The sequence below is a fragment of the Pseudomonas sp. SMN5 genome (genome assembly GCF_052041925.1).
Lineage (GTDB): Bacteria > Pseudomonadota > Gammaproteobacteria > Pseudomonadales > Pseudomonadaceae > Aquipseudomonas.
On sequence record NZ_JBKGGX010000002.1, the window covers coordinates 241,673 to 266,127 of the forward strand.

The window sequence follows — 24,455 nt, forward strand, 5'->3', positions numbered from 1 at the left end:
TCCCCTTATTTATCAGGATCGTAAATTATGAGAGTTACAGTATTCGGCACTGGCTACGTTGGTCTTGTCACCGGCGCCTGTCTTGCGGATGCCGGCCATGAAGTGATGTGCGTCGATATCGACAAAGAAAAAATCGAGGGTCTCAAGCGCGGTATCGTCCCGATCTACGAGCCGGGGCTGGATGCGCTGCTCGAACAGAATCAGCAACAGGGCCGGCTGCACTTCACGACGAATCCGAATGAAGGCGTCGACTTCGGCGAGTTGCAAATGATTGCCGTAGGAACCCCCCCCAATGAGGATGGTTCTGCCGATTTACAACATGTATTGGCTGTCGCCCGGACCATCGGTCAGCATATGAGCAGCCGAAAAATCATCGTTAACAAGTCCACCGTTCCGGTGGGAACCGCCGACAAGGTTACCCACACGATCACCGAAACATTGAAAGCTAGGCAAATCGAGCTGGAATTCGCTGTCTGCTCCAATCCAGAGTTCCTTAAGGAAGGTTCTGCAATAGAGGACTTCTCCAAGGCTGCGCGCATCATCGTCGGAACCAACTGCGAAGAAGTCAGGGCGGCTATGCGTGAATGTTATGCCCCCTACAGTCGCAACCGCGATAAGTTAATCTTCATGGATGTGCGCTCTGCCGAACTCACCAAATACGCGGCCAATGCAATGCTTGCGACAAAAATCAGCTTCATGAACGAGATTGCGCAGATGGCAGAGCGTCTCGGGGCAGATATCGAGCAAGTCAGACTGGGCATTGGCTCGGACCCGAGGATCGGCTTTCAATTCATCTACCCTGGTTGCGGTTATGGCGGTTCGTGCTTCCCGAAAGACGTTCAAGCGCTGGCGCGCACTGCACACGAAATCGGTTACGAAGCTGAATTGCTCAATGCTGTGGAGTCGGTCAACAATCGTCAGAAGAATGTGCTGTTCGATAAGCTCCTGCATGCCTTCGACTCTGATCTAGCGGATAAAACCATCGCGGTCTGGGGCCTTTCATTCAAGCCGAACACTGACGATATGCGTGCTGCGCCAAGCCGCAATCTGATGGAAGCAATCTGGGCCGCAGGCGGAAAAGTTCAGGCATTTGACCCTGCTGCGATGGATGAAACCTCCCGCATTTATGGTCCACGCAGCGACCTGCAGTTGGTGCAGAACCGGGAGCAAGCGTTGGCAGGCGCCGATGCCTTGGTCATCTGTACCGAATGGAAACAGTTTCGTACCGTAGATTTCAAATGGCTCAAGCGTTGCCTGAATTTCCCGGTTCTGGTTGACGGACGTAACCTGTTCGATCCGATTTCCGCCAAAGAGGCTGGATTCATGTATTACGCAATAGGTCGCGGCGACGTCCAACATCAGCAAGGAATCCCACAGTGAAGGTACTCGTGACGGGAGCAGCCGGCTTTATCGGCTTCCATGTCAGCCAGGCGCTGCTAGCCCGTGGCGATGAGGTCGTGGGCATCGATAATCTGAATGACTATTATGAGGTCTCGCTCAAAGAAGCCCGACTCGCACTTCTGATTCCGCTCCAGGGCTTTCGCTTCATACGGATGGACATTGGCGATCGGGCATCAATGGCTGCTCTTTTTGCCAAAGAAGGTTTCGATAAGGTCGTTCATCTTGCCGCACAGGCGGGGGTTCGTTACTCATTGGAAAACCCACATGCCTATGCAGAGAGCAATCTGGTCGGCTTCCTGAACGTGCTTGAAGGCTGTCGCCAAGGTAGAGTCAAGCACTTGGTCTATGCCTCATCCAGCTCGGTTTACGGCGCAAACGAGAGCATGCCGTTCGCCGTACACGACAACGTAGACCATCCTGTGTCACTTTACGCGGCAACTAAAAAAGCCAATGAATTGATGGCCCATTCCTATAGTCATCTTTATGGACTGCCGACAACTGGCCTACGCTTCTTCACGGTCTATGGCCCGTGGGGACGGCCTGATATGTCGCCATTCCTGTTTGTCAGGGCGATATTGGAAGGCAAACCCTTAAAGATTTTCAACTATGGAAAACACCGTCGCGACTTTACTTATATCGACGATATCGTTAAAGGTGTAGTACAGGTTCTCGATCATATAGCGGCCCCAAACCCCGAATGGTCTGGACTGGCACCCGATCCAGCTTCCAGCCGTGCGCCATGGAAAATCTATAATATTGGAAACAGCCAACCTGTTGAATTGCTTACCTACATCAGCCATATCGAAGATGCATTGGGCAAAACCACACAGAAAGAGCTTCTCCCCTTACAGCCAGGGGACGTTGAGCATACATTCGCGGATGTCGAGCAATTAAGGATTGATACTGGCTACGCTCCCAGCACGTCAATAGAGAGCGGCATCGGCCAATTCGTGGATTGGTACAAGAAATTCTACGTCGTCGGGTGACTCCCAGCCCCTTCGCAGATCCTGAACAGGTTAATGCCCTGTTCAGGACTCCCGATCAAATGAAGCGTTGAAGCTATCGACACATGACCAACATTGTACGAGTCAGATAACCTGCCGGATTGAAACCGAAGGGGTACTGGTCCTCATCTTTGGCCTCGTCAGAACGGGTAATGACTTTATAGCCTGCTCCCTTGCACTCCTTCGCAGCCCGCTTGTTGCACTTCTCCCAGCCAGAGCCGAGTCCTGAGCAGTCGATCTCGATGCCGCTGACGCCGCGCACAGCATGAGTCTTTGCGCTTGTGGAGCAACCTGCCAGCGTCAATACAGCCAGCACAAGAAAAAGCCTGTTCATCGAATCCCTCTAGTGGGCCAATAGGCTAACTCAAGCCTAACTGGTTATACGCACCATCTGCTTAATCAAAGACAGCTTGGACGAGGTGTTGGTTCATGGCGAGCGCTCAAGGCAGCGATTCAGACAAATCACGCCCACAAAAAAGGGCGACCGAAGTCGCCCTTTTCTATGGCCCAACAGAACTCAGTTCTGCTTTTCCATTTGTGCACGCAGCAGGTCGCCCAGAGTGGTAGGACCAGCAGCGACGCTGTCCGAAGCTGGCTTGTCGCGCAGGCTTTGGATAGCTTCTTTCTCGTCTTCAACGTCTTTCGACTTGATCGAGAGCTGGATTACACGGCTCTTGCGGTCAACGCTGATGATCTTGGCTTCTACTTCTTCGCCTTCTTTCAGGACGTTGCGCGCGTCTTCAACGCGGTCACGGCTGATTTCGGAGGCTTTCAGAGTCGCTTCGATATCGTCGGCCAGGGTGATGATGGCGCCTTTGGCGTCAACTTCTTTCACGATGCCCTTAACGATTGCGCCTTTGTCGTTCTCTTGAACGTACTCGGAGAACGGATCGCTTTCCAGTTGCTTGATACCCAGGGAGATGCGCTCGCGCTCTGGGTCAACCGACAGGATAACGGTGTCCAGCTCGTCGCCCTTCTTGAAACGACGTACGGCTTCTTCGCCCACTTCGTTCCAGGAGATGTCGGACAGGTGAACCAGGCCGTCGATGCCGCCATCCAGACCAATGAAGATACCGAAATCGGTGATCGACTTGATGGTGCCGGAGATCTTGTCGCCCTTGTTGAACTGGCCAGAGAAGTCTTCCCATGGGTTGGACTTGCACTGCTTGATGCCCAGGGAGATACGACGACGCTCTTCGTCGATGTCCAGAACCATGACTTCCACTTCGTCGCCGACTTGTACGACTTTCGAAGGGTGGATGTTCTTGTTGGTCCAGTCCATTTCGGAAACGTGCACCAGGCCTTCAACGCCTTCTTCCAGCTCAGCGAAGCAGCCGTAGTCGGTGAGGTTGGTCACACGAGCGGTGACGCGAGTGCCTTCTGGGTAACGGGCTTTGATAGCAACCCATGGGTCTTCGCCCAGTTGCTTGAGACCCAGGGAAACACGGTTGCGCTCGCGATCGTACTTCAGAACCTTGACATCGATCTCGTCGCCAACGTTGACGATTTCCGAAGGATGCTTGATACGCTTCCAGGCCATGTCGGTGATGTGCAGCAGGCCATCGACGCCACCCAGATCGACGAATGCGCCGTAATCGGTGAGGTTCTTGACGATACCCTTGACCTGTTGGCCTTCCTGCAGCGATTCCAGCAGAGCTTCGCGCTCGGCGGAGTTCTCGGCTTCCAGGACACTGCGACGGGAAACGACAACGTTGTTGCGCTTCTGGTCCAGCTTGATGACCTTGAATTCCAGCTCTTTGCCTTCCAGGTGCGTGGTGTCGCGCACTGGACGGACGTCAACCAGGGAACCTGGCAGGAACGCACGGATGCCGTTAACGTCGACAGTGAAGCCGCCTTTAACCTTACCGTTGATAACGCCCTTGACCACTTCCTCGGCTGCGAAGGCTGCTTCCAGAACGATCCAGCATTCAGCGCGCTTGGCTTTTTCACGGGACAGCTTGGTTTCACCGAAGCCATCTTCAACCGAGTCCAGCGCAACGTGAACTTCGTCACCCACGTTGATGTTCAGTTCGCCAGCATCGTTGTAGAACTGCTCAAGCGGGATCAGTGCTTCAGACTTCAGACCAGCGTGAACGGTTACCCAGCCAGACTGGTAATCGATATCAACGATAACGCCGGTGATGATGGAGCCTGCCTGAAGGTTCAGGGTTTTCAAGCTTTCTTCAAAGAGTTCCGCAAAGCTTTCGCTCATTTTAATTCCTGTTGATTGGGGCGAAGAATACGCCCGGCTCCATACCCCAGACGGTATGGGTTAGTTTCATATAAAAGAAGCACCGCAGGACTATGACTGGTCCCCTGCGGAGCTTCCTGGTCACCCGGCGATATCGCGAATGGCGATCTCGCTCATGATGCGTTGCAACACCTGGTCGATGGACAACTCCGTGGAATCCAGCTGTATCGCATCGGCCGCCGGCTTTAGCGGGGCTACTGCGCGCTGGGTATCACGCTCGTCGCGTGCACGTATCTCATCTAGCAGACTCGACAGACTAACATCCTCGCCTTTGCCCTTCAACTGCAAATAGCGGCGACGCGCCCGCTCTTCCGCGCTGGCGGTAAGGAAAATCTTCAATGGCGCATCGGGAAATACCACGGTGCCCATGTCGCGACCGTCGGCAACCAGCCCTGGCGGCTCCTGGAATGCGCGCTGGCGTTGCAGCAGCGCTTCGCGCACCGCCGGTAGCGCAGCCACCTGGGAAGCACCGGCACCCACGCTTTCGGTACGAATGACATCGCTGACTTCGTCGCCTTCCAGGATAATGCGCTGCAACTGGCCGTCAGTGGCTGCGATGAACTGGACATCCAGATGCGCGGCCAATGCCTTGAGCAACTCTTCGTTGGTCAGGTCGACGCCGTGGTTCGCGGCAGCGAATGCCAACAGACGATACAAGGCACCCGAATCGAGCAGGTTCCAGCCCAGCTGCCTGGCGAGGATACCAGCGACGGTGCCCTTGCCCGAACCACTTGGGCCATCGATGGTGATGACCGGTGCCTTGATGTTCACGACTGTGCCTCTTGTGCTACTCGGATACCGACCTGCGCGCACAACGCCAGGAAGTTCGGGAACGACGTTGCGACGTTGGCGCAGTCATGGATGCGAATCGGCGCACTGGCGCGCAAGGACGCAACACTGAAGGCCATGGCAATGCGATGGTCGCCATGACCATGAACTTCGCCGCCGCCGATCTGGCCGCCGTCGATAATGATGCCATCCGGTGTGGGCTGGCACTTCACGCCCAGGGCCAGCAAGCCGTCTGCCATCACCTGGATGCGATCCGACTCCTTGACCCGCAGCTCCTCGGCACCGGTCAATACAGTGCGCCCTTCTGCACAAGCCGCCGCGACGAACAGCACCGGGAATTCATCGATGGCCAACGGAACCAGCGCCTCGGGAATCTCGATACCCTTGAGTCTAGCTGCTCGTACGTGCAGGTCGGCCACCGGTTCGCCACCCACTTCACGCGGATTCTCCAAGGTGATGTCGGCACCCATCAGGCGCAGAATGTCGATCACGCCGGTACGGGTCGGGTTGATACCAACGTGTTCGAGCACCAAGTCAGAGCCTTCGGCAATCGAAGCGGCTACCAGGAAGAACGCCGACGAGGAAATATCGCCCGGCACTTCGATATGCGTCGCAGTCAGCTTGCTGCCGGACTCGACCGAGGCAGTCGCACCATCGACTGTCACCGGGTAGCCAAAACCACGCAACATCCGCTCGGTATGGTCGCGGGTCGGCGCCGGCTCGGTGACGGTGGTCTTGCCTTCGGCGTAAAGACCTGCCAGCAGCAGGCAGGATTTCACCTGGGCACTGGCCATCGGCATGGTGTAGGTCAGGCCCTTGAGCTTGTTGCCGCCGCGAATGGTCATCGGCGGACGCCCCTCGGCCGCAGTCTCGATGACCGCGCCCATCTCGCGCAACGGATTGGCGACGCGATTCATCGGGCGCTTGGACAGCGAGGCATCGCCAGTCAGGGTGCTGTCGAAGTCCTGCGCAGCCAGCAGGCCGGAAAGCAGACGCATCGAGGTCCCGGAGTTTCCCAGGTAGATCGGCCCCGGGGCCGGCTTCAGGCCGTGCAGGCCGACACCATGGATAGTCACGCGGCCGTGGTGTGGCCCTTCGATGACCACCCCCATGTCGCGAAACGCTTGCAACGTCGCCAGGGCATCTTCGCCTTCGAGAAAGCCTTCAACCTCGGTCACGCCTTCAGCCAGCGAGCCAAGCATGATCGAGCGGTGGGAAATCGATTTATCGCCCGGTACACGAATACGCCCACTCAGGGAGCCACCAGGTTGTGCCAGGAAAATCAGATCGTTGGAATTCATAGCGTCCACATAGGCCCGACGGGCCAGGATTTTACTGAAATGCTCGCGGGCCACCCTGGCGCGTGTGAAAACGCCCAGCAATTGGTGCCCGTCCCCTGCATCGACCGCGTCGCGCAAGGCGTCGAGGTCGCTGCGAAATGTATCGAGTGTGCGCAGGACAGCTTCGCGGTTGGCGAGAAAGATGTCGTGCCACATGACCGGGTCGCTCCCGGCGATTCTCGTGAAATCGCGGAAACCGCCGGCAGCGTAACGGAAGATCTCAAGATTTTCATTGCGTTTGGCCAATGAATCCACCAGACCGAACGCCAGCAGGTGCGGCAAATGGCTGGTGGCGGCCAATACTTCGTCGTGACGCTCGACCTGCATGTGCTCGACATCGGCTCCCAGCTCGCGCCACAGGCGGTCCACTACCGCCAGCGCAGCCGGATCGGTCTGTTCCAACGGTGTCAGTATCACTTTGTGGCGACGAAACAGTTCGGCGTTGGAGGCCTCTACCCCACTCTGCTCGGAACCGGCAATCGGATGACCGGGTACGAAACGCGCCGGCATCGCGCCGAAAGCCTCGGCAGCCGCGCGCACGACATTGCCCTTGGCGCTGCCGACATCCGTCAGGATGGTGCGCTCCAGATCCAGGGTCGCCAGCCGTGCCAGCAGCTTTTCCATAGCCAGGATCGGCACCGCCAGTTGGATCACGTCCGCACCCTGGCAAGCGACCGCCAGATCGTCCTCGCAACGATCCACTACCCCCAGCTCCACCGCCAGCTTACGCGACTGCGGATCCAGGTCGACACCGACCACCTCACGACACAGGCCGCTTTCACGCAGCCCCTTGGCAAACGAACCGCCGATCAACCCCAGGCCGACCACCACCAGGCGACCGATCATAGGCACAGCAGGCTGCAGTGAAGTGACATCAACCACGTGCCAGGACCTTGCTCAACGCCCCAAGGAAACGGCTGTTTTCCGCCGGCAAGCCAATGGTGATGCGCAGGTGATTCGGCATGCCGTAGTTGGCCACCGGACGCACGATCACCCCTTCACGCAGCAAGCCCTGGAAAACCGGTGCCGCGACACGGCCGAGGTCGACGCAGATGAAATTGCCTTTGGATGGAATCCAACCCAGGCCCAGCTCACGGAATCCGGCTTCCAGTTGCTGCATGCCCGCCTCGTTCAAGCGCCGGCTTTCGGCCAGGTAGGCGTCATCCTGCAACGCGGCACAGGCTGCGGCCAGGGCCAGGCTGTTGACGTTGAATGGCTGACGTACGCGGTTCAGCACGTCAGCCACCACCGGCGTGGACAGGCCGTAGCCGACCCGCAGCGACGCCAGGCCATAGGCCTTGGAGAAGGTGCGCGAGACCAGCAGGTTCGGATAGGCCGCGAGGAAATCCAGACCGTCAGGCAAGTCGCTGCCCTCGGCGTACTCGATATAGGCCTCGTCCAACACCACCAGCACGTGCTCGGGCACATCCTGCAGGAAGTCGTCCAGAGCCTGGGCGTCGAACCAGGTGCCGGTCGGGTTGTTCGGGTTGGCGATGAACACCACACGGGTGTTGGCATCGATGGCGGCGAGCATGGCCGGCAGATCATGTCCCCAGTCCCTGGCCGGGACTACATGGGCGTCGGCGCCGACGGCCTGAGTGGCGATCGGATAGACCGCGAACGCATGCTCGCTGAACACGGCGTTGAGACCCGGCGCCAGGTAGGCACGCGCCACCAGCTCAAGGATATCGTTGGAGCCATTGCCCAACGTCACCTGGTTCAACTCGACACCACAGCGCTCGGCCAGCAGGCTTTTCAAGGCAAAGCCGTTGCCGTCGGGATAGCGGGTCAGCTCGGCCACGGCATCGCGAATCGCTTCCAGCGCCTTGGGGCTCGCGCCCAATGGGTTTTCGTTGCTCGCCAGCTTGACGATGCTCGCCGGGTCCAGGTCCAGTTCTCGTGCCAGTTCGTCCACCGGCTTGCCCGGAACGTAGGGCGAGAGTTGTTGTACGCCTGGCTGTGCCAGGGCGAGGAAATTGCCACTCATTTGCTATCCGCCCTTAAAGAACTGCCTTGGGGTAGGAACCCAGCACCTTGAGTGCCACGGCTTCCTGACTGATTTTCTCCAACACCCCCTTGACCAGCGGATCGCGGTGGTGGCCGACGAAATCGATGAAGAACACGTAGGTCCACTTACCGCTGCGCGACGGACGCGTCTCGATCCGGGTCAGGTCGATACCGTTGTCGTGAAACGGCACCAGCAATTCATGCAGCGCGCCAGGCTTGTTGCTCATGGAAACGATGATCGAGGTCTTGTCGTCGCCGGTCGGCGGCACTTCCTGGTTGCCGATCATCAGGAACCGCGTGGAATTGTCCGGACGGTCCTCGATTTTTTCGGCCAGGCGCGTCAGTCCGTAGAGACCGGCCGCCATGTCGCCGGCAATCGCGGCCGAGTTCCACTCGCCCTTGACCCGCTTGGCCGCCTCGGCGTTGCTCGATACCGCCACGCGCTCGACATTCGGGTAATGCGCGTCCAGCCACTTGCGGCACTGGGCCAGGGACTGGGCATGGGAATAGATCCGGCTGATGCTGTCGGTCTTGGTGTTTTCGCCCACGAGCAGGTGATGGTGGATCCGCAGCTCGACTTCGCCACAGATCACCATGTCGTGCTCGAGGAAGCTGTCCAACGTGTGGTTGACCGCGCCTTCGGTGGAGTTTTCCACCGGCACGACGCCAAAATTCACCGCGCCTGCCGCCACTTCGCGGAAGACTTCGTCGATGGCCGCCATCGGCTTACTGATCACGGCGTGACCGAAGTGCTTCATGGCGGCAGCCTGGGTAAAGGTACCCTCGGGCCCCAGGTAAGCGACTTTCAGTGGCTGCTCAAGGGCCAGGCACGAGGACATGACCTCGCGGAACAACCGCGCCATCTCTTCGTTGCTCAGCGGGCCCTTGTTGCGCTCCATGACGCGTTTGAGCACCTGCGCCTCGCGCTCGGGACGATAGAAGACCGGCACTTCGCCCTCGGCCAGGGAGGCCATCTTCACCCGCGCAACTTCCTGGGCGCAGCGCGCGCGCTCGCTGATCAGTTCCAGAACCTTTTCGTCCAGGGCGTCGATGCGCAGGCGCAGCGCCTTGAGTTCTTGCTCAGACATCAGCCATGTTCCTTCTCGAACTCTGCCATGTAGGCAATCAGCGCGTTGACCGCATTGATGTCCACGGCATTGTAGATGGAGGCGCGCATGCCGCCGACCGAACGGTGGCCCTTGAGGTTCAGCAGCCCGCGCTCGTCAGCACCGGCCAGGAATGGCTTGTCCAGACGGTCGTCGGCCAGGCGGAACGGTACGTTCATCCAGGAACGGTCGGCCTTGTTGATCGGGTTGCTGTAGAGGCCGCTGGCATCGATGAAGTCATACAGCGTGCGCTGCTTCACTTCGTTGAGCTTGCCGATGGCCTCGACGCCGCCTTGCTCCTTGAGCCATTCGAACACCAGGCCCGACAGGTACCAGGCCAGAGTCGGCGGGGTGTTGTACATCGAGCCGTTATCGGCCGCGACCTTGTAGTTGAGCATGGTCGGGCACAGCGAACGGGCACGCCCCAGCAGGTCTTCACGGATGATGCTGACCAGGATGCCGCTCGGGCCGATGTTCTTCTGTGCACCGGCATAGATCATGCCGAAACGGGAGATATCCACAGGGCGCGAGAGAATGTCCGAGGACATGTCGGCCACCAGCGGTACGTCGCCGGTTTCCGGGATCCAGTTGAATTCCAGGCCGCCGATGGTTTCGTTCGGTGCGTAGTGAACGTAGGCCGCGTCCTTGGACAGGTTCCATTCGTTCTGGCCGGGAATGGCGAAATAGTCATAGGGCTTGGCAGTGCCGGCCACATTGACGCGACCGTAGCGCGAGGCTTCCTCGATGGCTTTCTGCGACCAGATGCCGGTGTCGATGTAGTCGGCGTGGCCGTTTTCCGGCAGCAGGTTCAGCGGAACCTGGGCAAACTGCTGGCTGGCGCCGCCCTGCAGGAACAGCACCTTGTAGTCGGACGGGATGTTCAGCAGATCACGCAGGTCCTGCTCGGCCTTGGTGGCGATGGACACGAACTCGTCGCTGCGATGGCTCATTTCCATCACGGACAGGCCCTTGCCCTGCCAGTCGAGAAGTTCACCCTGGGCACGCTTCAAGACCGCTTCAGGAAGCGCCGCCGGGCCGGCACAGAAGTTATAGGCTCTCTTGCTCACATCCAATCTCGCTCTGATCTGGTGGTCACATAAATCTTCATTCAACACCACTGCCCCAAGGGAAGAACTGAATCCGTGGCGAGGGAGCTTGCTCCCGCTTGAGTGCGAAGCGCTCACAAAAGGCTGCTACACAGCCCAGCGGGAGCAAGCTCCCTCGCCACAATGATTCAGCCCCCCTCAGATGAGCAGTATTGGCTCCCACATAAGGGAAGGTGCAGTGTCGCAAATTTTCAAAAGGGACAAACAACAAGGGGGCGAATCTTCATCCGCCCCCCTGCGTGTCCGCTTACGCCTGCGGTTCTTCTTCGTCTGCGGCAGCGTCGAGCGAAGGCTCGTCGCCGGCTAGGTCGTCCGCACCGGCACCGAGGGTACCGTCGAATGCCTCCCCTTCTTCGCCCTCCAGCTCCCCGCCTTCGACTTCCGACGGTTCCTGGACCCGCTCCAGCCCTACCAGCGTTTCATCGCTGGCCAGCTTGATCAGCGTCACACCCTGGGTGTTACGGCCCAGGCTCGACACCTCGTCGACCCGCGTACGCACCAGTGTGCCCTGATCGGAAATCAGCATGATCTCCTCGCCATCAAGCACCTGAACGGCGCCAACCAGACGGCCGTTACGCTCGTTGCTGACCATGGCGATCACGCCCTGGCCGCCACGCTTGTACTCCGGGAACTCACTGATGGCGGTGCGCTTACCGTAGCCACGCTCGGATGCGGTAAGGATCTGGCTGCCTTCTTCGGGGATCAGCATGGAAATCAGCTTCTGCCCTTCTGGCAGGCGCATGCCACGCACACCGCGAGCGGTACGGCCCATGGCGCGAACGTCGGATTCCTTGAAGCGAGTCACCTTGCCACCGTCGGAGAACAGCATGACTTCACGCTCGCCGTCGGTGATGGCAGCGGAAATCAGCACGTCGCCTTCGTCCAGCTCCAGGGCGATCAGGCCCACGCTGCGCTGGCGGCTGAAGGATTCCAGCGGGGTTTTCTTCACGGTGCCGTTGGCGGTGGCCATGAAGATGTAGTGACCTTCGGTGTATTCCTCCACCGGCAACATGGTAGTGATGTACTCACCGTCGTCCAGCGGCAGCAGGTTGACCAGCGGACGACCACGGGCAGCACGGGACGCCTCGGGGATCTCGTAGGTCTTGAGCCAGTACACCTTGCCCTTGCTGGAGAACAGCAACAGCGTGGTATGGCTGTTGGCGACCAGCAAGTGGGCGATGTAGTCCTCGTCCTTGACGCCGGTCGCCGACTTGCCCTTGCCGCCGCGACGCTGGGCCTGGTAGGCGGCAAGCGGCTGGGTCTTGGCGTAGCCGCCGTGGGAAATGGTCACCACGCGGTCTTCTTCCGGGATCATGTCACCCAGGGTCAGGTCCAGGCGCGCATCGAGGATCTCGGTGCGACGCACGTCGCCATACTCGGCGCGGATCACTTCCAGCTCTTCGCGGATCACTTCCATCAAGCGAGTGGCGCTGTTGAGGATACGGATCAGCTCGCCGATCTGGTTGAGGATCTCCTGGTACTCGGCCAGCAGCTTCTCGTGCTCCAGGCCGGTCAGGCGGTGCAGGCGCAGTTCCAGGATGGCCTGGGCCTGTTCCGGGGACAGGAAATACTTGCCATCACGCAGCCCGTATTGTGGATCGAGGTTCTCAGGACGGCACGAGTCGGCGCCGGCGCGCTCGACCATGGTCATCACCGCACTGGACTCCCAAGGCGTGCTGACCAGTGCTTCCTTGGCTTCCGACGGGGTTGGCGAGGCCTTGATCAGGGCAATCACCGGGTCGATGTTCGACAGGGCAACGGCCTGGCCTTCGAGGATATGACCCCGCTCACGGGCCTTGCGCAGCTCGAACACGGTGCGGCGAGTGACGACTTCGCGACGGTGACGAACGAAGGCTTCCAGCAGGTCCTTGAGGTTCAGGATCCGCGGACGACCGTCGATCAACGCCACGATGTTGATGCCGAACACGCTTTGCAGCTGGGTCTGGGCATAGAGGTTGTTGAGGATCACCTCAGGCACCTCGCCACGACGCAGCTCGATCACCACGCGCATGCCGTCCTTGTCGGACTCGTCGCGCAGTTCGGTGATGCCTTCGAGCTTCTTCTCTTTTACCAGCTCGGCGATCTTTTCGATCAGACGAGCCTTGTTCAACTGGTAAGGGAGTTCGGTGATGACGATCTGCTGGCGACCACCGACTTTGTCGATGTCTTCCACGGTCGAACGCGCACGCATGTAAATGCGGCCACGGCCGGTGCGGTAGGCTTCGATGATGCCGGCGCGACCGTTGATGATCGCGGCGGTCGGGAAGTCCGGGCCGGGGATGTACTGCATCAGCTCATCGACGGTCAGCTCGGGATTGTCGATGAGGGCCAGGCAACCGTCGATGACTTCACCGAGGTTGTGCGGCGGGATGTTGGTCGCCATGCCGACGGCGATACCGCTGGAACCGTTGACCAGCAGATTGGGAATACGGGTCGGCATGACCGCCGGGATCATTTCGGTGCCGTCGTAGTTCGGCACCCAGTCCACGGTTTCCTTGTGCAGGTCGGCCAGCAACTCGTGGGCCAGCTTGGTCATGCGCACTTCGGTGTATCGCATGGCCGCGGCGTTGTCGCCGTCTACCGAACCGAAGTTGCCCTGGCCGTCTACCAGCAGGTAGCGCAGCGAGAACGGCTGCGCCATCCGAACGATGGTGTCGTACACGGCAGTGTCGCCGTGGGGGTGATACTTACCGATCACGTCACCGACGACACGGGCGGATTTCTTGTACGGCTTGTTGAAGTCGTTGCCCAGCTCGCTCATCGCGAACAGCACGCGCCGGTGCACGGGCTTCAAGCCATCGCGCGCATCGGGCAGCGCTCGCCCGACGATCACGCTCATCGCGTAGTCGAGGTAGGACTGTTTCAGCTCGTCTTCGATATTGACCGGGAGGATTTCTTTGGCCAGTTCGCCCATGAGAAGCCTGATTCCTTTTTCTGGTGAAACCTCGCACATCCAGACAGGACGAACGAAGCTCGCCGCTGCAGGACAGGTGCCGTGCAGCGACTTACGACAAATCAACGAGTTATGCCATGGATCTGCGCAGTAAAGGCCACCTCGCGAGGCAGCCCTGGAAACCGCCGGATGTTATCACAAGAGCCGCCACGCACCTATCCCCCAGATGCGCATGGTGCGTAGTTAGTTGACCGGTGACAGGCTGATATGCGGTCAGAGGGGCTTAGAGGGGTTGCGGGTGCAGAATCCGGGGGTAAATTCCGGTGATTTGTTGCCTGTAAGGGCCTCATCGCGAGCAGGCACGCTTCCACAGCGCGCTGCATGTGCGTGAAATTTCGTGCGCACCATCGCCCGATGTGGGAGCGAGCCTGCTCGCGATTGCGATATATCTGACGCCAGCTGCCTCAATGCAGCCGCTTGCGGCACATCAATTGAGCAATCTTCGCCGTATCAGGACGCTCGATGATGCCCTTCTCGGTGACGATGACATCGATCAGGTCCGCCGGGGTGACGTCGAACACCGGATCGAAGGCCTCTACGTCCGCGTCCAGGGACTGGCCGCCCACCTTGAGCAGTTCGCGCCCGTCGCGCTCCGTGATTGCCAGGTCTTCGCCGCTGGCCAGGTCCAGGTCGAAGGTGGCACTCGGCGCCACGACCATGAAGCGCACGCCGTGGTGCATGGCACAGACCGCCAGTTGATACGTACCGATCCGGTTGACCACGTCGCCGTTGGCCGCAATGCGATCAGCACCGACGATAACCCAGGTCACCCCCTTGGTTTTCATGATGTGGGCCGCCGCAGCGTCAGCGTTGAGGGTCACTGGAATGCCCTCGCCGGCGAGCTCCCACGCAGTCAGGCGCGAGCCTTGCAGTCCCGGTCGGGTTTCGTCGGCATAGACGCGCTCGACCATGCCTTCGCTGAACGCACCGCGAATGACCCCCAGGGCCGTACCGAAGCCACCGGTGACCAGCGCGCCGGTGTTGCCGTGGGTCAGGATGGCCTGGGCGTTGCCCTGATGCTTGCGGATCAGGTCGACGCCGAGCTGGGCCATGGTCAGGTTGGCTTCGCGATCGCTTTCATGGATCGCGATGGCTTCGGCTTCAAGCACTGTCAGCGGCTCGACATGTTCTTTCAAGCGCCCGATGCGGTCGCGCATCCGCTCCAGTACCCAGGCCAGGTTCGCAGCCGTCGGCCGGGCGTCGGCCAATAGCGTAAAGTCGGCTTCCAGCGCCGTTTGCCAGTCATCGCCCTGTGCGGCTCGGGCGCGCGCCGCCAGCACCACGGCATAGGCCGCACTGATGCCCACGGCCGGCGCGCCGCGCACTGCCCGGGAGCGAATCGCCTCGGCCACATCGGCCGCGCTGGTGCAGGCGATCCAGTTCTGCTCGAACGGCAACACGCGCCGATCCAGCAGGTACAGGGTGCCGTCCCGCCAATCGATGGCTTTCACTTTCTCCGCAGCCAACAGTCGGTCGCGCATCCTTCACTCCGCACTCATGAACAAAAGCCGCCGATTATAGCGAGCCCTCCGGGAAGACGCTCGGGTATACTTCGCCATCCTTTATACCCCATGGAACCCTTCCACGATGCCCAAGCCTGCCGTTGCGCTCGACTTATTATTGCTGCCGACCTGGTTGGTGCCTGTCGAACCCGCCGGTGTCGTGCTCAAGGATCATGGCCTGGGCGTCCGTGACGGTTGCATCGTGTTCATCGGCCCACGGGCCGAAGCCCTCAAGTGTGACGCAGCCCAGGTCCGCGAACTGCCCGGCATGCTGCTCAGCCCGGGCCTGGTCAACGCCCATGGGCATGCTGCAATGACCCTGTTCCGCGGGCTGGCCGACGACCTGCCCTTGATGACCTGGCTCGAACAGCACATCTGGCCGGCCGAGGCCAAATGGGTCGACGAGACATTCGTGCGCGACGGCACCGACCTGGCGATCGCCGAGCAGATCAAGGGCGGCATCACCTGTTTTTCTGACATGTATTTCTTCCCCAAGGTCGCCAGCGAATGCGTCCACGACAGCGGTATACGCGCGCAGATCGCGATCCCGATCCTCGACTTTCCGATCCCAGGTGCAGCCAACGCTGACGAAGCCATTCGTCAGGGCATCGAGTTGTTCGGCGACCTCAAGCATCATCCACGGATCAAAGTCGCATTCGGCCCGCATGCGCCGTACACCGTGGACGATGGCAACCTGGAGAAAATCCGCGTGATCGCCGAGGAGCTGGACGCCCCGATTCACATGCATGTCCACGAAACCGCCTTCGAAGTGCAGCAGGCCGTGGACCAGACCGGTGAGCGACCGATGGCGCGCCTGGGCCGACTGGGCTTGCTGGGGCCGCGCTTCCAGGCGGTGCACATGACGCAAATCAGTGATGAAGACCAGGCCTTGCTGGTAGAAAGCAACTGCAGTGTGATCCATTGCCCGGAATCGAACCTCAAGCTGGCCAGCGGTTTCTGTCCGGTGGAGCGTCTATGGCAGGCCGGGGTCAATGTGGCGATCGGCACCGACGGCGCGGCGAGCAACAACGACCTCGACCTGCTGGGTGAAACCCGCACCGCCGCCCTACTGGCCAAGGCTGTGGCGGGATCGGCCTCGGCCCTGGACGCTCATCGGGCGCTGCGCATGGCCACGCTCAATGGCGCCCGAGCCCTGGGTATCGAAGCCACGGTCGGCTCGCTGGAAGTCGGCAAAGCCGCCGACCTGGTGGCCTTCGATCTGTCGGGGCTGGCGCAGCAGCCGGTCTACGACCCGGTGTCACAGCTGATTTACGCCAGCGGCCGCGACTGCGTGAAACACCTTTGGGTAGGCGGCAAGCCGTTGCTCGAGGATGGCCGGCTGACACGCCAGGACGAAACGCAATTGACCGCCACGGCCCAGGCCTGGGGCCGCCGTATCAGCGGCCGCAACGAATAACCCGCCCCTCGAGCCACGGCTCGGGGCAACTGAATTTCCAAGTTTTTCGAGGATCTGCACATGAGCAACGTCGACCACGCCGAAATCGCCAAGTTCGAAGCCCTGGCCCACCGCTGGTGGGACCGGGAAAGCGAGTTCAAGCCACTGCATGACATCAACCCGCTGCGGGTCAACTGGATTGACGAGCGTGTCAACCTGGCCGGCAAGAAAGTGCTCGACGTCGGCTGCGGCGGCGGCATTCTCAGCGAAGCCATGGCCTTGCGCGGCGCGACAGTGATGGGCATCGACATGGGCGAAGCGCCATTGGCCGTTGCGCAATTGCACCAACTGGAATCGGGTGTCAGCGTGGAGTACCGCCAGATCACCGCCGAAGCCCTGGCCGAAGAAATGCCCGGCCAGTTCGACGTGGTCACCTGCCTGGAAATGCTCGAACACGTGCCGGACCCGTCGTCGGTCATCCGCGCCTGCTTCCGCATGGTCAAGCCGGGCGGCCAGGTGTTTTTCTCCACCATCAACCGCAACCCCAAGGCGTACCTGTTCGCGATCATCGGCGCCGAATACATCATGAAGCTGTTGCCCCGCGGCACCCACGATTTCAAGAAATTCATCCGGCCTTCGGAGCTGGGCGCCTGGAGCCGTATGGCCGGGCTGACCGTCAAGGACATCATCGGCCTGACCTACAACCCGCTGACCAAGCATTACAAGCTGGCCGCCGATGTCGACGTCAACTACATGATCCAGACCCTTCGCGAGGAGTAAGTCGATGCGTCTCAAAGCAGTTCTTTTCGACATGGACGGCACGCTGCTGGACACCGCGCCGGACTTCATCGCCATCTGCCAGGCCATGCGTGCCGATCGTGGCCTGCCGCCCATGAACACGCAGCACATTCGCGACGAGATTTCGGGCGGCGCCCGAGCGATGGTCGCGGTGACGTTTTCCATGGACCCGGAATCGCCCGGCTTCGAGGAACTGCGCCAGGAGTTTCTCGGCCGTTACCTCAAGGGCTGCGCGGTCCATAGCCATCTGTTCGATGGCATGGCCGAGGTGCTGGCGGACATCGAGGCGTCCAATCTGATCTGGGGGGTGGTCACCAACAAGCCGGTGCGCTTCGCCGAACCGATCATGCAGCAGTTGGGCCTGGCCGAACGCTCGAAAGTGCTGATCTGCCCGGACCACGTGAAAAACAGCAAGCCGGACCCCGAACCCCTGACCCTGGCCTGCAAGATGCTCGACCTGGACCCGGCCAGCGTGCTGTTCGTGGGCGACGACCTGCGGGACATCGAATCCGGCCGCAGCGCCGGGACCAAGACCTGCGCCGTGACCTACGGCTATATCCACCCGGACGACAACCCCCGGCATTGGGGCGCGGATGTGGTGATCGATCATCCATCGGCACTGCGCGAAGCGCTGGATAACGCATTGTGCAGTTGCTGAGCTGAGGAACGTGCGACTGCTGTTGTGGCGAGAGAGCTTGCTTCCGCTGGACCGCGAAGCGGGCCCTTTTTTGCGATTGCTGCGCAATCGAGCGGGAGCAAGCTCCCTCGCCACAAAAGCTAGCGCCACCGTCACAGCAATCCATCACCGCTCTAGCCATCGCTACCGTGCGCTTTAACTGTTGAGGTTTTCTATGTTTGATTATTCCGCCCGCCCCGATCTGCTCAACGGCCGGGTGATCCTGGTCACCGGTGCCGGTCGCGGTATCGGCGCCGCTGCCGCCAAGACCTATGCCGCCCATGGCGCTACCGTGCTGCTGCTGGGCAAGACCGAAGCCAACCTGACCCAGGTCTACGATGAAATCGAAGCGGCTGGCCATCCACAACCGGTGGTGATTCCGTTCAACCTGGAAACCGCCCTGCCCCATCAGTACGATGAACTGGCGGCCATGATCGAAACCGAATTCGGTCATCTGGACGGCCTGCTGCACAACGCCTCGATCATCGGCCCGCGCACGCCGTTGGAGCAATTGTCCGGTGAGAACTTCATGCGGGTAATGCACGTGAACGTCAATGCCACGTTCATGCTCACCAGCACTTTGCTGCCGCTGCTCAAGTTGTCCAGCGACGCATCCGTGGTGTTCACCTCCAGCAGCGTCGGACGTAAGGGCCGAGCTTATTGGGGCGCTTATGGCGTGTCCAAGTTTGCCACCGAAGGGCTCATGCAGACTCTGGCAGACGAAGTCGACAGCGTTGCCCGCGTGCGCGCCAACAGCATCAATCCCGGCGCGACGCGCACCAGCATGCGTGCCCAGGCCTACCCAGGGGAAAACCCGCTCAACAATCCGACCCCTGAAGAAATCATGCCGGTCTACCTGTATCTCATGGGGCCGGACAGCGCCGACGTCAACGGCCAGGCGCTCAACGCGCAGTAACGGCATCGGGCTGTGCGCGACATTTTACCGTCGCGCCAGCGCCCCCTGTTCGGGGTGCCCAGCCAGACGAACCGCCAAGACACTGGCACGCAAGGTGCCCGGTTTTTAACTCAACCGTTTGATTAGCCGGCAGTTTCTGTCCAACTGAACCGAATGGCACGACTTTCGCTCTAACCTTCCTCAAACACGCCATGTTCGGCGGGAAATGGACGGTGAGACGAGCACTTACGCCTGCAAAGAAGCGGACTAAACTCAATCATTGTCCTAAGGGACTGAAGGACCAGTAAGACGCGCAGCCCAAAGCCGCGACACCCTGCCTGTCGGGACAGATTCAGCTTAGGGGCTTACGCCATATGAAAACGCCCACCCAGTTCAACGCGATCGACTTCGACAGCGCCAAGTTGCAGCGCCTGGGCTTTGGCCAGGCCTCGCCGCTCGTCGCGCGGCCGATCAGTCTGTCGCAGCTGCGCCAGCAACTTAACCAACAGTTACAGACCAGCCTGGAGCCACAACGCATCCTGGGTCTGTTTTTCCGTGAGGTTCAGCGCCTGGTGCCCCTGGATGCGTTGGCTTACCAGCACAAAACCAGTGATCTGCGCCTGGAATTCGGGCAACGCGGGCATCACACTCTCTGCTACAACCTGCGCCATGAAGGCGAAGACTTGGGTGAACTGGTGTTCCGCCGCAACCAGCGCTTTGCCGAATCGGAGCAGAGCGACCTCGAAGCCGCCATGTCAGCGTTGTTGTATCCGCTGCGCAACGCCCTGCTCTACCGCGCCGCCACGCAAAGCGCCCTGCGTGATCCGCTGACCGGCACCGGTAACCGAGTTGCCATGGACCAGACCCTGGCACGAGAGATCGACATGGCCCGGCGTCATTCGCAGCCCTTGTCACTGCTGATGCTCGACATCGATCATTTCAAACGGATCAACGACAGCCATGGGCATGGCGCCGGCGACGAGGTGCTCAGGGCGGTAGCCGAGTCGATCAAGACTGAGCTGCGCAACGTGGACATGGTGTTCCGGTTCGGCGGTGAAGAGTTCCTGATCCTGCTTGCCAACACCAGTCGGGAAGCCGCCGCCCTGATCGGCGAACGCCTGCGCTACGCCGCCCAAATCCAGGATTACTTTGCCGCGGGCACGAGGATTGAACTGACCGTCAGCCTGGGGTGTGCAACGCTGCTGCCGGGTGAGTCGGCGGAAAGCCTGTTGCGTCGGGCCGACAGTGCACTGTACGTAGCCAAGCGCGAAGGCCGCAATCGGTTGGCAATGGCGGGCTGAGGGATATTCTCAAAAAGCCCGCCTACGGCTATCGCGAGCAGGCTCGCCCCCACAGGGGGCGTGGGGCGCTGAGCAAATCAGTGTCTATCGCAGGCCCAATGTGGGAGCGGGCTTGCCCGCGAAGGCGGCGGCACATCCGGCACCTTTGCAAGCAGCCCCACCGTTTTCGCGAGCAAGCCCGCTCCAACAGGAGTTGGGTGGCCGAACATATCTCTCGAAACAACTGTGGGAGCGAGCCTGCTCGCGATGAGGGCCTGGCGGTCAACCTCCCCGTTGACTGCACAACCCCCTCGCAAGCTGACTCACTCCCACAGCAGATTACTTATTCCAAGCGTACCGAATCAGCTCCCGGCCAGCGCCAGGCGCTCGCGGTTGGCGGTGGTCTTGCCCACCGACTCCGCTTGTTCCAACTGCATGCACCGCTCCAGGAACAGATACATGTAGTCATAGCTCTTGCACACGGCCTGGCGCAGCTCGGTTTGCAGGGCCTTGCTCGGATTCATGCCACCCAGGGTGCAGATGATCTCCAGGGCTTCCCACGGATGAGCATCGTCGTATTGGGCATGCATCTTCAGCCATTTCATGGCCCGCTTGCGCTCTTCCTCAGGGAAGGCCGCCGCGTAGACGCCAGTAGAGCACACCAACGCCGACCACTCCCCGGTCGCGCCCTCGATGGCGTAGTTGGTCGCGGCGATGGCCACGATCAGCGAATCCGACGAGCTGGTGTGCCAACACCAGTGGCTCAAGGCATGAAGCTCGGGCGGCACCTGCTGGGCTTGCAGCTCCTCCAGGGTCACGCCGTGGGCGGCGCTCCAATTGACCCAGTAGTCGGCATGGTTGAGTTCGACACGGATGTTGCGCATCAGCCAGCGACGCGCCATGTCCTCGCCAGGATGGCGGGCAAAGCGGGTCTTGGTGAGGTTCTGTGCCATGTATAAAGCGAACTGTTCTACGACCGGCCATCCCCCAATGAGGTAATGACGCATGGTCTTGGCGCTGAGCTTGTTATCGCGCATGCGCTGATACAGCTCGTGTTCGACAACCCGGCGCTTGCTCTCGCTGCAATCGGCAATGAGCTGTTGGGCCCATTTCGGATAGCTTGTGGCGTCCATGAGCGGGCCTGTTCGGTTGAATGTGTCGATCACTGTCGGGCTCCTTTTGATTGTGATTTTTTCCGGACCAACAAGAGTTTCAGCGGAACGTGCCGGGGGCCTTGAATAACAGCGGCTGGGGCCGGGCCGGCCTGCATGACAATGTGTCACAGGTAAACAATTGCGGACGCTCGATCACATACCCTTGGGCATAATCCACCCCGATCTCCAGCAATGCCTGCTCGATCTGGGTGGTTTCAACAAACTCGGCAATCGTACGCTTACCCATGACGTGGCCGATGTGATTGATCACCTCGACCATTGCACGGTTAATCGGGTCGTCCAGCATATCCTTTACGAAACTCCCATCGATCTTCAGGAAGTCTACAGGTAAATGTTTCAGGTAAGCGAATGAAGACATTCCGGCGCAAAAGTCGTCCAGCGAGAAGTAACAGCCCAAGCTCTTGAGTTCATTGATAAAGCGGATCGCACTGCCCAAATTCGCGATAGCGCTGGTTTCGGTAATTTCAAAACAAATCATTTCCGGCGGAATCGAATACGCCGCGAACTGTTTACGCAGGAAGTCGAGGAACGCCTGATCTCCGATAGTCGTGCCTGACAGATTGATCGCACACATCGCCATCGGTCCTTGGGGCGAATCATCCAGGCACTGGCGGATGATCCTGAATACATTTTCCACCACCCAACGATCGAGCGATGTCATCAGGCCATAGCGTTCCGCCGCGGGAATGAAGCTGTCCGGCAAGATCATCCGCCCGGCTTCATCGTGCAGGCGCAGCAGGATCTCGATATGCCCGCCGCCATGGTCACCCGGGCCCAAGGCAGCGATTTCCTGGGCATAAAGACAGAAGCGGTTTTCTTCCAGGGCCATGTGCAAACGCTGCACCCAGGCCATCTCGCCAAAACGCAGCGACAGTTCCGAATCGTCGGCATGGTAGACCTGGACCCGGTTGCGGCCTTTCTCCTTGGCCATATAGCAGGCCATGTCGGCGGCACGCAGGGAGGCCTCCAGAGTGGTCGGCGCGTGGGCGATGTGCACCAGGCCGATACTCACTGTGGTCACGAATGGCCGGCCTTTCCAGACAAAGTGCAGGTTCTGCACGGTCTGGCGCAGTCCCTCGGCGATTTTTTCCGCCGCCTCGGGCGAACAGTTCTCCAGCAAGATACCGAACTCATCCCCGCCCAGCCGGGCCAGGGTGTCGTTTTCCCGCAGCCCCGACTGCAACAAGGCGCAGATATGACGCAACAGCTCATCGCCCGCCGCATGACCACAGGTGTCGTTGACTAACTTGAACTGGTCCAGGTCGAGGAACATCAAGGCATGCCGACCGGCCTGGCGCGAGAGATTATGCAAGGCCTGCTCGAGGCGATACTCGAACTCCCGGCGGTTGGCCAGGCCCGTCAAGGCATCATGGGTGGCCTGCCATGACAGGTTGGCGATGTACTGGCGCTCCTGGGTCATGTCGTGCAGCACCAGGACCGCGCCACTGACCTTGCCGGCATGACGGATCGGCGCCCCCACCAACGTCACCGACACGGTGCTGCCGTCCAGGCGCTGGATCAGCTTGGAATGCTCGCTGGCACCACTGAGGCGGCCGCTGAGGATGTGCTCGATCAGGGTCAGACCTTCGGCCTGTGCGTTGTCATCGAGCAGATTGAACAGCGCCCCCAGGGGCAACCCCGTGGCGTGTTCGGCCTTCCAATGGGTCATCGCCTCGGCGGCGGGGTTCATGTAGGCGATAGCGCCTTCGACGTCGGTGGTAATCACCCCATCGCCGATGGATTGCAAGGTAATCTGCGCCCGCTCTTTCTCCAACTGCAGCGCATTGGCGAATACCTGGCGCTGAGCCAGTAATTTGTGCGTGCGCAACAACGCCAGGACGATCAGACCCAGGGCGGTGGCAAAGTTGGTCACCAGCAGCAGCCGCAAGATGAAGCGCGACCCCTCCCCCAGTGCATCACTGAACGCCTTGGCCGCCGGGGTGACGGAGTCGTTGATGGCAAAGATCCGCGCTTTCCAGCCGCGGACGTCGGTTTGAGAAGCCGAGCCAGCGGTAATACTGCGGTGCATCTCCTGGGCGACATTATCCAGTTCGATCAGGTAACCGTCCCCCACCGTCCAAAGATCGATGGCTTCTTCCAGGTAACTGAAATGACGAAAGTTCAGGTACAGCCAGATCAGGCTGGCGACGTCGTCCGGGTGATTGCCACCCTTGAGGATGCCGGCCCTGGCCGCTTCCAGGTCCGGCGGCTCGCGGTCCAGCGCTACCCGCAGTTCATGACCGCCCTCGGGCACGGCGATGGCTTGCTGATACTTGCGAAAGATTACCTCGTCGCGACTGTCCGCATAGAGGTTGAGGTAATAGATGGCGTCTTTCTGGCCCTTGGACCAGAGACTTTCCCCCGCTACATAGCCGCGAACCGCAGACAACACATAAAGGCTGACGCCTCCCAACAGCGCCTGAAACAGGACGACGGCGATAAAAGGCCACACGATGCCCAACAACCGGGGGGTTCCGAGAGTCCGCGCTTGATTCATGAGTTCCCTGTATAGGCTCGTCGACCAGCCATCAGACCGATCATTCCAGCAAGACTAGGAGTAGCAGCAGTTCCCCGCAAGAGGTCATACAGGATTTAGCGTTGGGCCTGCCCGAATGCCTGAATCACCACCGGTGGCTGACAGTGAAAACCGCCAGAAAGGTTACAACCTGCCGCAAGTCCATACATATCTACCGCCCCTGATTCTCCTGGACTGATCGAATAAGAGCCCTCTGCGCTCCTCGCCATTTTTAGCGACTGGAGCTTCGTTAGTTATCAG

General features: G+C 60.2%; 18 protein-coding genes. 7 read left to right on the forward strand and 11 right to left on the reverse strand.

The window, feature by feature from the left end; all coding sequences use genetic code 11:
- Positions 1-27 precede the first annotated feature (27 nt).
- Entirely contained in the window at positions 28-1,380 is a 1,353-nt protein-coding gene (locus ACLEJR_RS02785) for a UDP-glucose dehydrogenase family protein (RefSeq protein WP_440812023.1), read from the forward strand.
- Positions 1,377-2,387 carry an NAD-dependent epimerase gene (locus ACLEJR_RS02790; RefSeq protein ID WP_440812025.1) on the forward strand — a complete coding sequence of 337 codons (1,011 nt, stop codon included), beginning with the start codon at positions 1,377-1,379 and terminating at the stop codon, positions 2,385-2,387. The genes ACLEJR_RS02785 and ACLEJR_RS02790 overlap by 4 nt, the downstream gene beginning before the upstream one ends.
- A gap of 73 nt (positions 2,388-2,460) precedes the next feature.
- Here the strand turns inward: ACLEJR_RS02790 and ACLEJR_RS02795 are convergent, their stop codons facing one another.
- From ACLEJR_RS02795 to mtnA, 9 genes are all read right to left on the reverse strand, one after another.
- Entirely contained in the window at positions 2,461-2,739 is a 279-nt protein-coding gene (locus tag ACLEJR_RS02795) for a hypothetical protein (protein ID WP_440795634.1), read from the reverse strand.
- 183 nt (positions 2,740-2,922) lie between these two features.
- Entirely contained in the window at positions 2,923-4,617 is a 1,695-nt protein-coding gene (rpsA, locus tag ACLEJR_RS02800; protein ID WP_440795636.1) for a 30S ribosomal protein S1, read from the reverse strand.
- A gap of 120 nt (positions 4,618-4,737) precedes the next feature.
- Complete coding sequence (cmk, locus tag ACLEJR_RS02805; protein WP_014337227.1) at positions 4,738-5,427, reverse strand: (d)CMP kinase; 690 nt, start codon at positions 5,425-5,427, stop codon at positions 4,738-4,740.
- Entirely contained in the window at positions 5,424-7,631 is a 2,208-nt protein-coding gene (locus ACLEJR_RS02810) for a bifunctional prephenate dehydrogenase/3-phosphoshikimate 1-carboxyvinyltransferase (RefSeq protein WP_440812120.1), read from the reverse strand. Before ACLEJR_RS02810 ends, cmk begins: the two co-directional genes overlap by 4 nt.
- Positions 7,632-7,659: 28 nt before the next feature.
- The gene (gene hisC / locus ACLEJR_RS02815; protein ID WP_440812028.1) at positions 7,660-8,772 is read right to left on the reverse strand and encodes a histidinol-phosphate transaminase; all 1,113 of its coding nucleotides are present in this window, start codon (positions 8,770-8,772) and stop codon (positions 7,660-7,662) included.
- Between the two features lie 13 nt (positions 8,773-8,785).
- On the reverse strand, positions 8,786-9,880 hold the full coding sequence (gene pheA, locus ACLEJR_RS02820; RefSeq protein ID WP_024778725.1) for a prephenate dehydratase: 1,095 nt from the start codon (positions 9,878-9,880) through the stop codon (positions 8,786-8,788).
- Positions 9,880-10,965, reverse strand: a complete 1,086-nt coding sequence (gene serC / locus ACLEJR_RS02825; RefSeq protein WP_440795641.1) for a 3-phosphoserine/phosphohydroxythreonine transaminase — start codon at positions 10,963-10,965, stop codon at positions 9,880-9,882. The genes pheA and serC overlap by 1 nt, the downstream gene beginning before the upstream one ends.
- 286 nt (positions 10,966-11,251) lie before the next feature.
- The gene (gene gyrA, locus ACLEJR_RS02830) at positions 11,252-13,918 is read right to left on the reverse strand and encodes a DNA gyrase subunit A (RefSeq protein ID WP_440812031.1); all 2,667 of its coding nucleotides are present in this window, start codon (positions 13,916-13,918) and stop codon (positions 11,252-11,254) included.
- Between the two features lie 443 nt (positions 13,919-14,361).
- Positions 14,362-15,438: an S-methyl-5-thioribose-1-phosphate isomerase gene (gene mtnA / locus ACLEJR_RS02835; protein ID WP_440795644.1), complete on the reverse strand. Its 1,077-nt coding sequence runs from the start codon at positions 15,436-15,438 to the stop codon at positions 14,362-14,364.
- Between the two features lie 106 nt (positions 15,439-15,544).
- On the opposite strand from mtnA, the gene ACLEJR_RS02840 reads away from it, so the two are divergent.
- The 5 genes from ACLEJR_RS02840 to ACLEJR_RS02860 all read left to right on the forward strand — a co-directional run bounded on the left by ACLEJR_RS02840 (position 15,545) and on the right by ACLEJR_RS02860 (position 20,525).
- Complete coding sequence (locus ACLEJR_RS02840) at positions 15,545-16,876, forward strand: TRZ/ATZ family hydrolase (protein WP_440795646.1); 1,332 nt, start codon at positions 15,545-15,547, stop codon at positions 16,874-16,876.
- Positions 16,877-16,936: 60 nt separating this feature from the next.
- On the forward strand, positions 16,937-17,635 hold the full coding sequence (ubiG, locus tag ACLEJR_RS02845; protein ID WP_440795648.1) for a bifunctional 2-polyprenyl-6-hydroxyphenol methylase/3-demethylubiquinol 3-O-methyltransferase UbiG: 699 nt from the start codon (positions 16,937-16,939) through the stop codon (positions 17,633-17,635).
- A 4-nt stretch (positions 17,636-17,639) separates the two neighbouring features.
- The gene (gene mupP / locus ACLEJR_RS02850) at positions 17,640-18,311 is read left to right on the forward strand and encodes an N-acetylmuramic acid 6-phosphate phosphatase MupP (protein ID WP_440795650.1); all 672 of its coding nucleotides are present in this window, start codon (positions 17,640-17,642) and stop codon (positions 18,309-18,311) included.
- Between the two features lie 193 nt (positions 18,312-18,504).
- Positions 18,505-19,245 carry a YciK family oxidoreductase gene (locus ACLEJR_RS02855; protein WP_440795652.1) on the forward strand — a complete coding sequence of 247 codons (741 nt, stop codon included), beginning with the start codon at positions 18,505-18,507 and terminating at the stop codon, positions 19,243-19,245.
- Positions 19,246-19,598: 353 nt separating this feature from the next.
- Positions 19,599-20,525, forward strand: coding sequence for a GGDEF domain-containing protein (locus ACLEJR_RS02860; protein WP_440795654.1), 927 nt, complete (start codon positions 19,599-19,601; stop codon positions 20,523-20,525).
- Positions 20,526-20,866: 341 nt separating this feature from the next.
- Here ACLEJR_RS02860 and ACLEJR_RS02865 read toward each other — a convergent pair whose 3' ends face one another.
- Both ACLEJR_RS02865 and ACLEJR_RS02870 read right to left on the reverse strand, forming a co-directional pair.
- Positions 20,867-21,637: a TenA family transcriptional regulator gene (locus ACLEJR_RS02865; RefSeq protein ID WP_440795656.1), complete on the reverse strand. Its 771-nt coding sequence runs from the start codon at positions 21,635-21,637 to the stop codon at positions 20,867-20,869.
- Positions 21,638-21,716: 79 nt separating this feature from the next.
- Entirely contained in the window at positions 21,717-24,176 is a 2,460-nt protein-coding gene (locus ACLEJR_RS02870) for an EAL domain-containing protein (RefSeq protein WP_440795658.1), read from the reverse strand.
- Positions 24,177-24,455 lie beyond the last annotated feature (279 nt).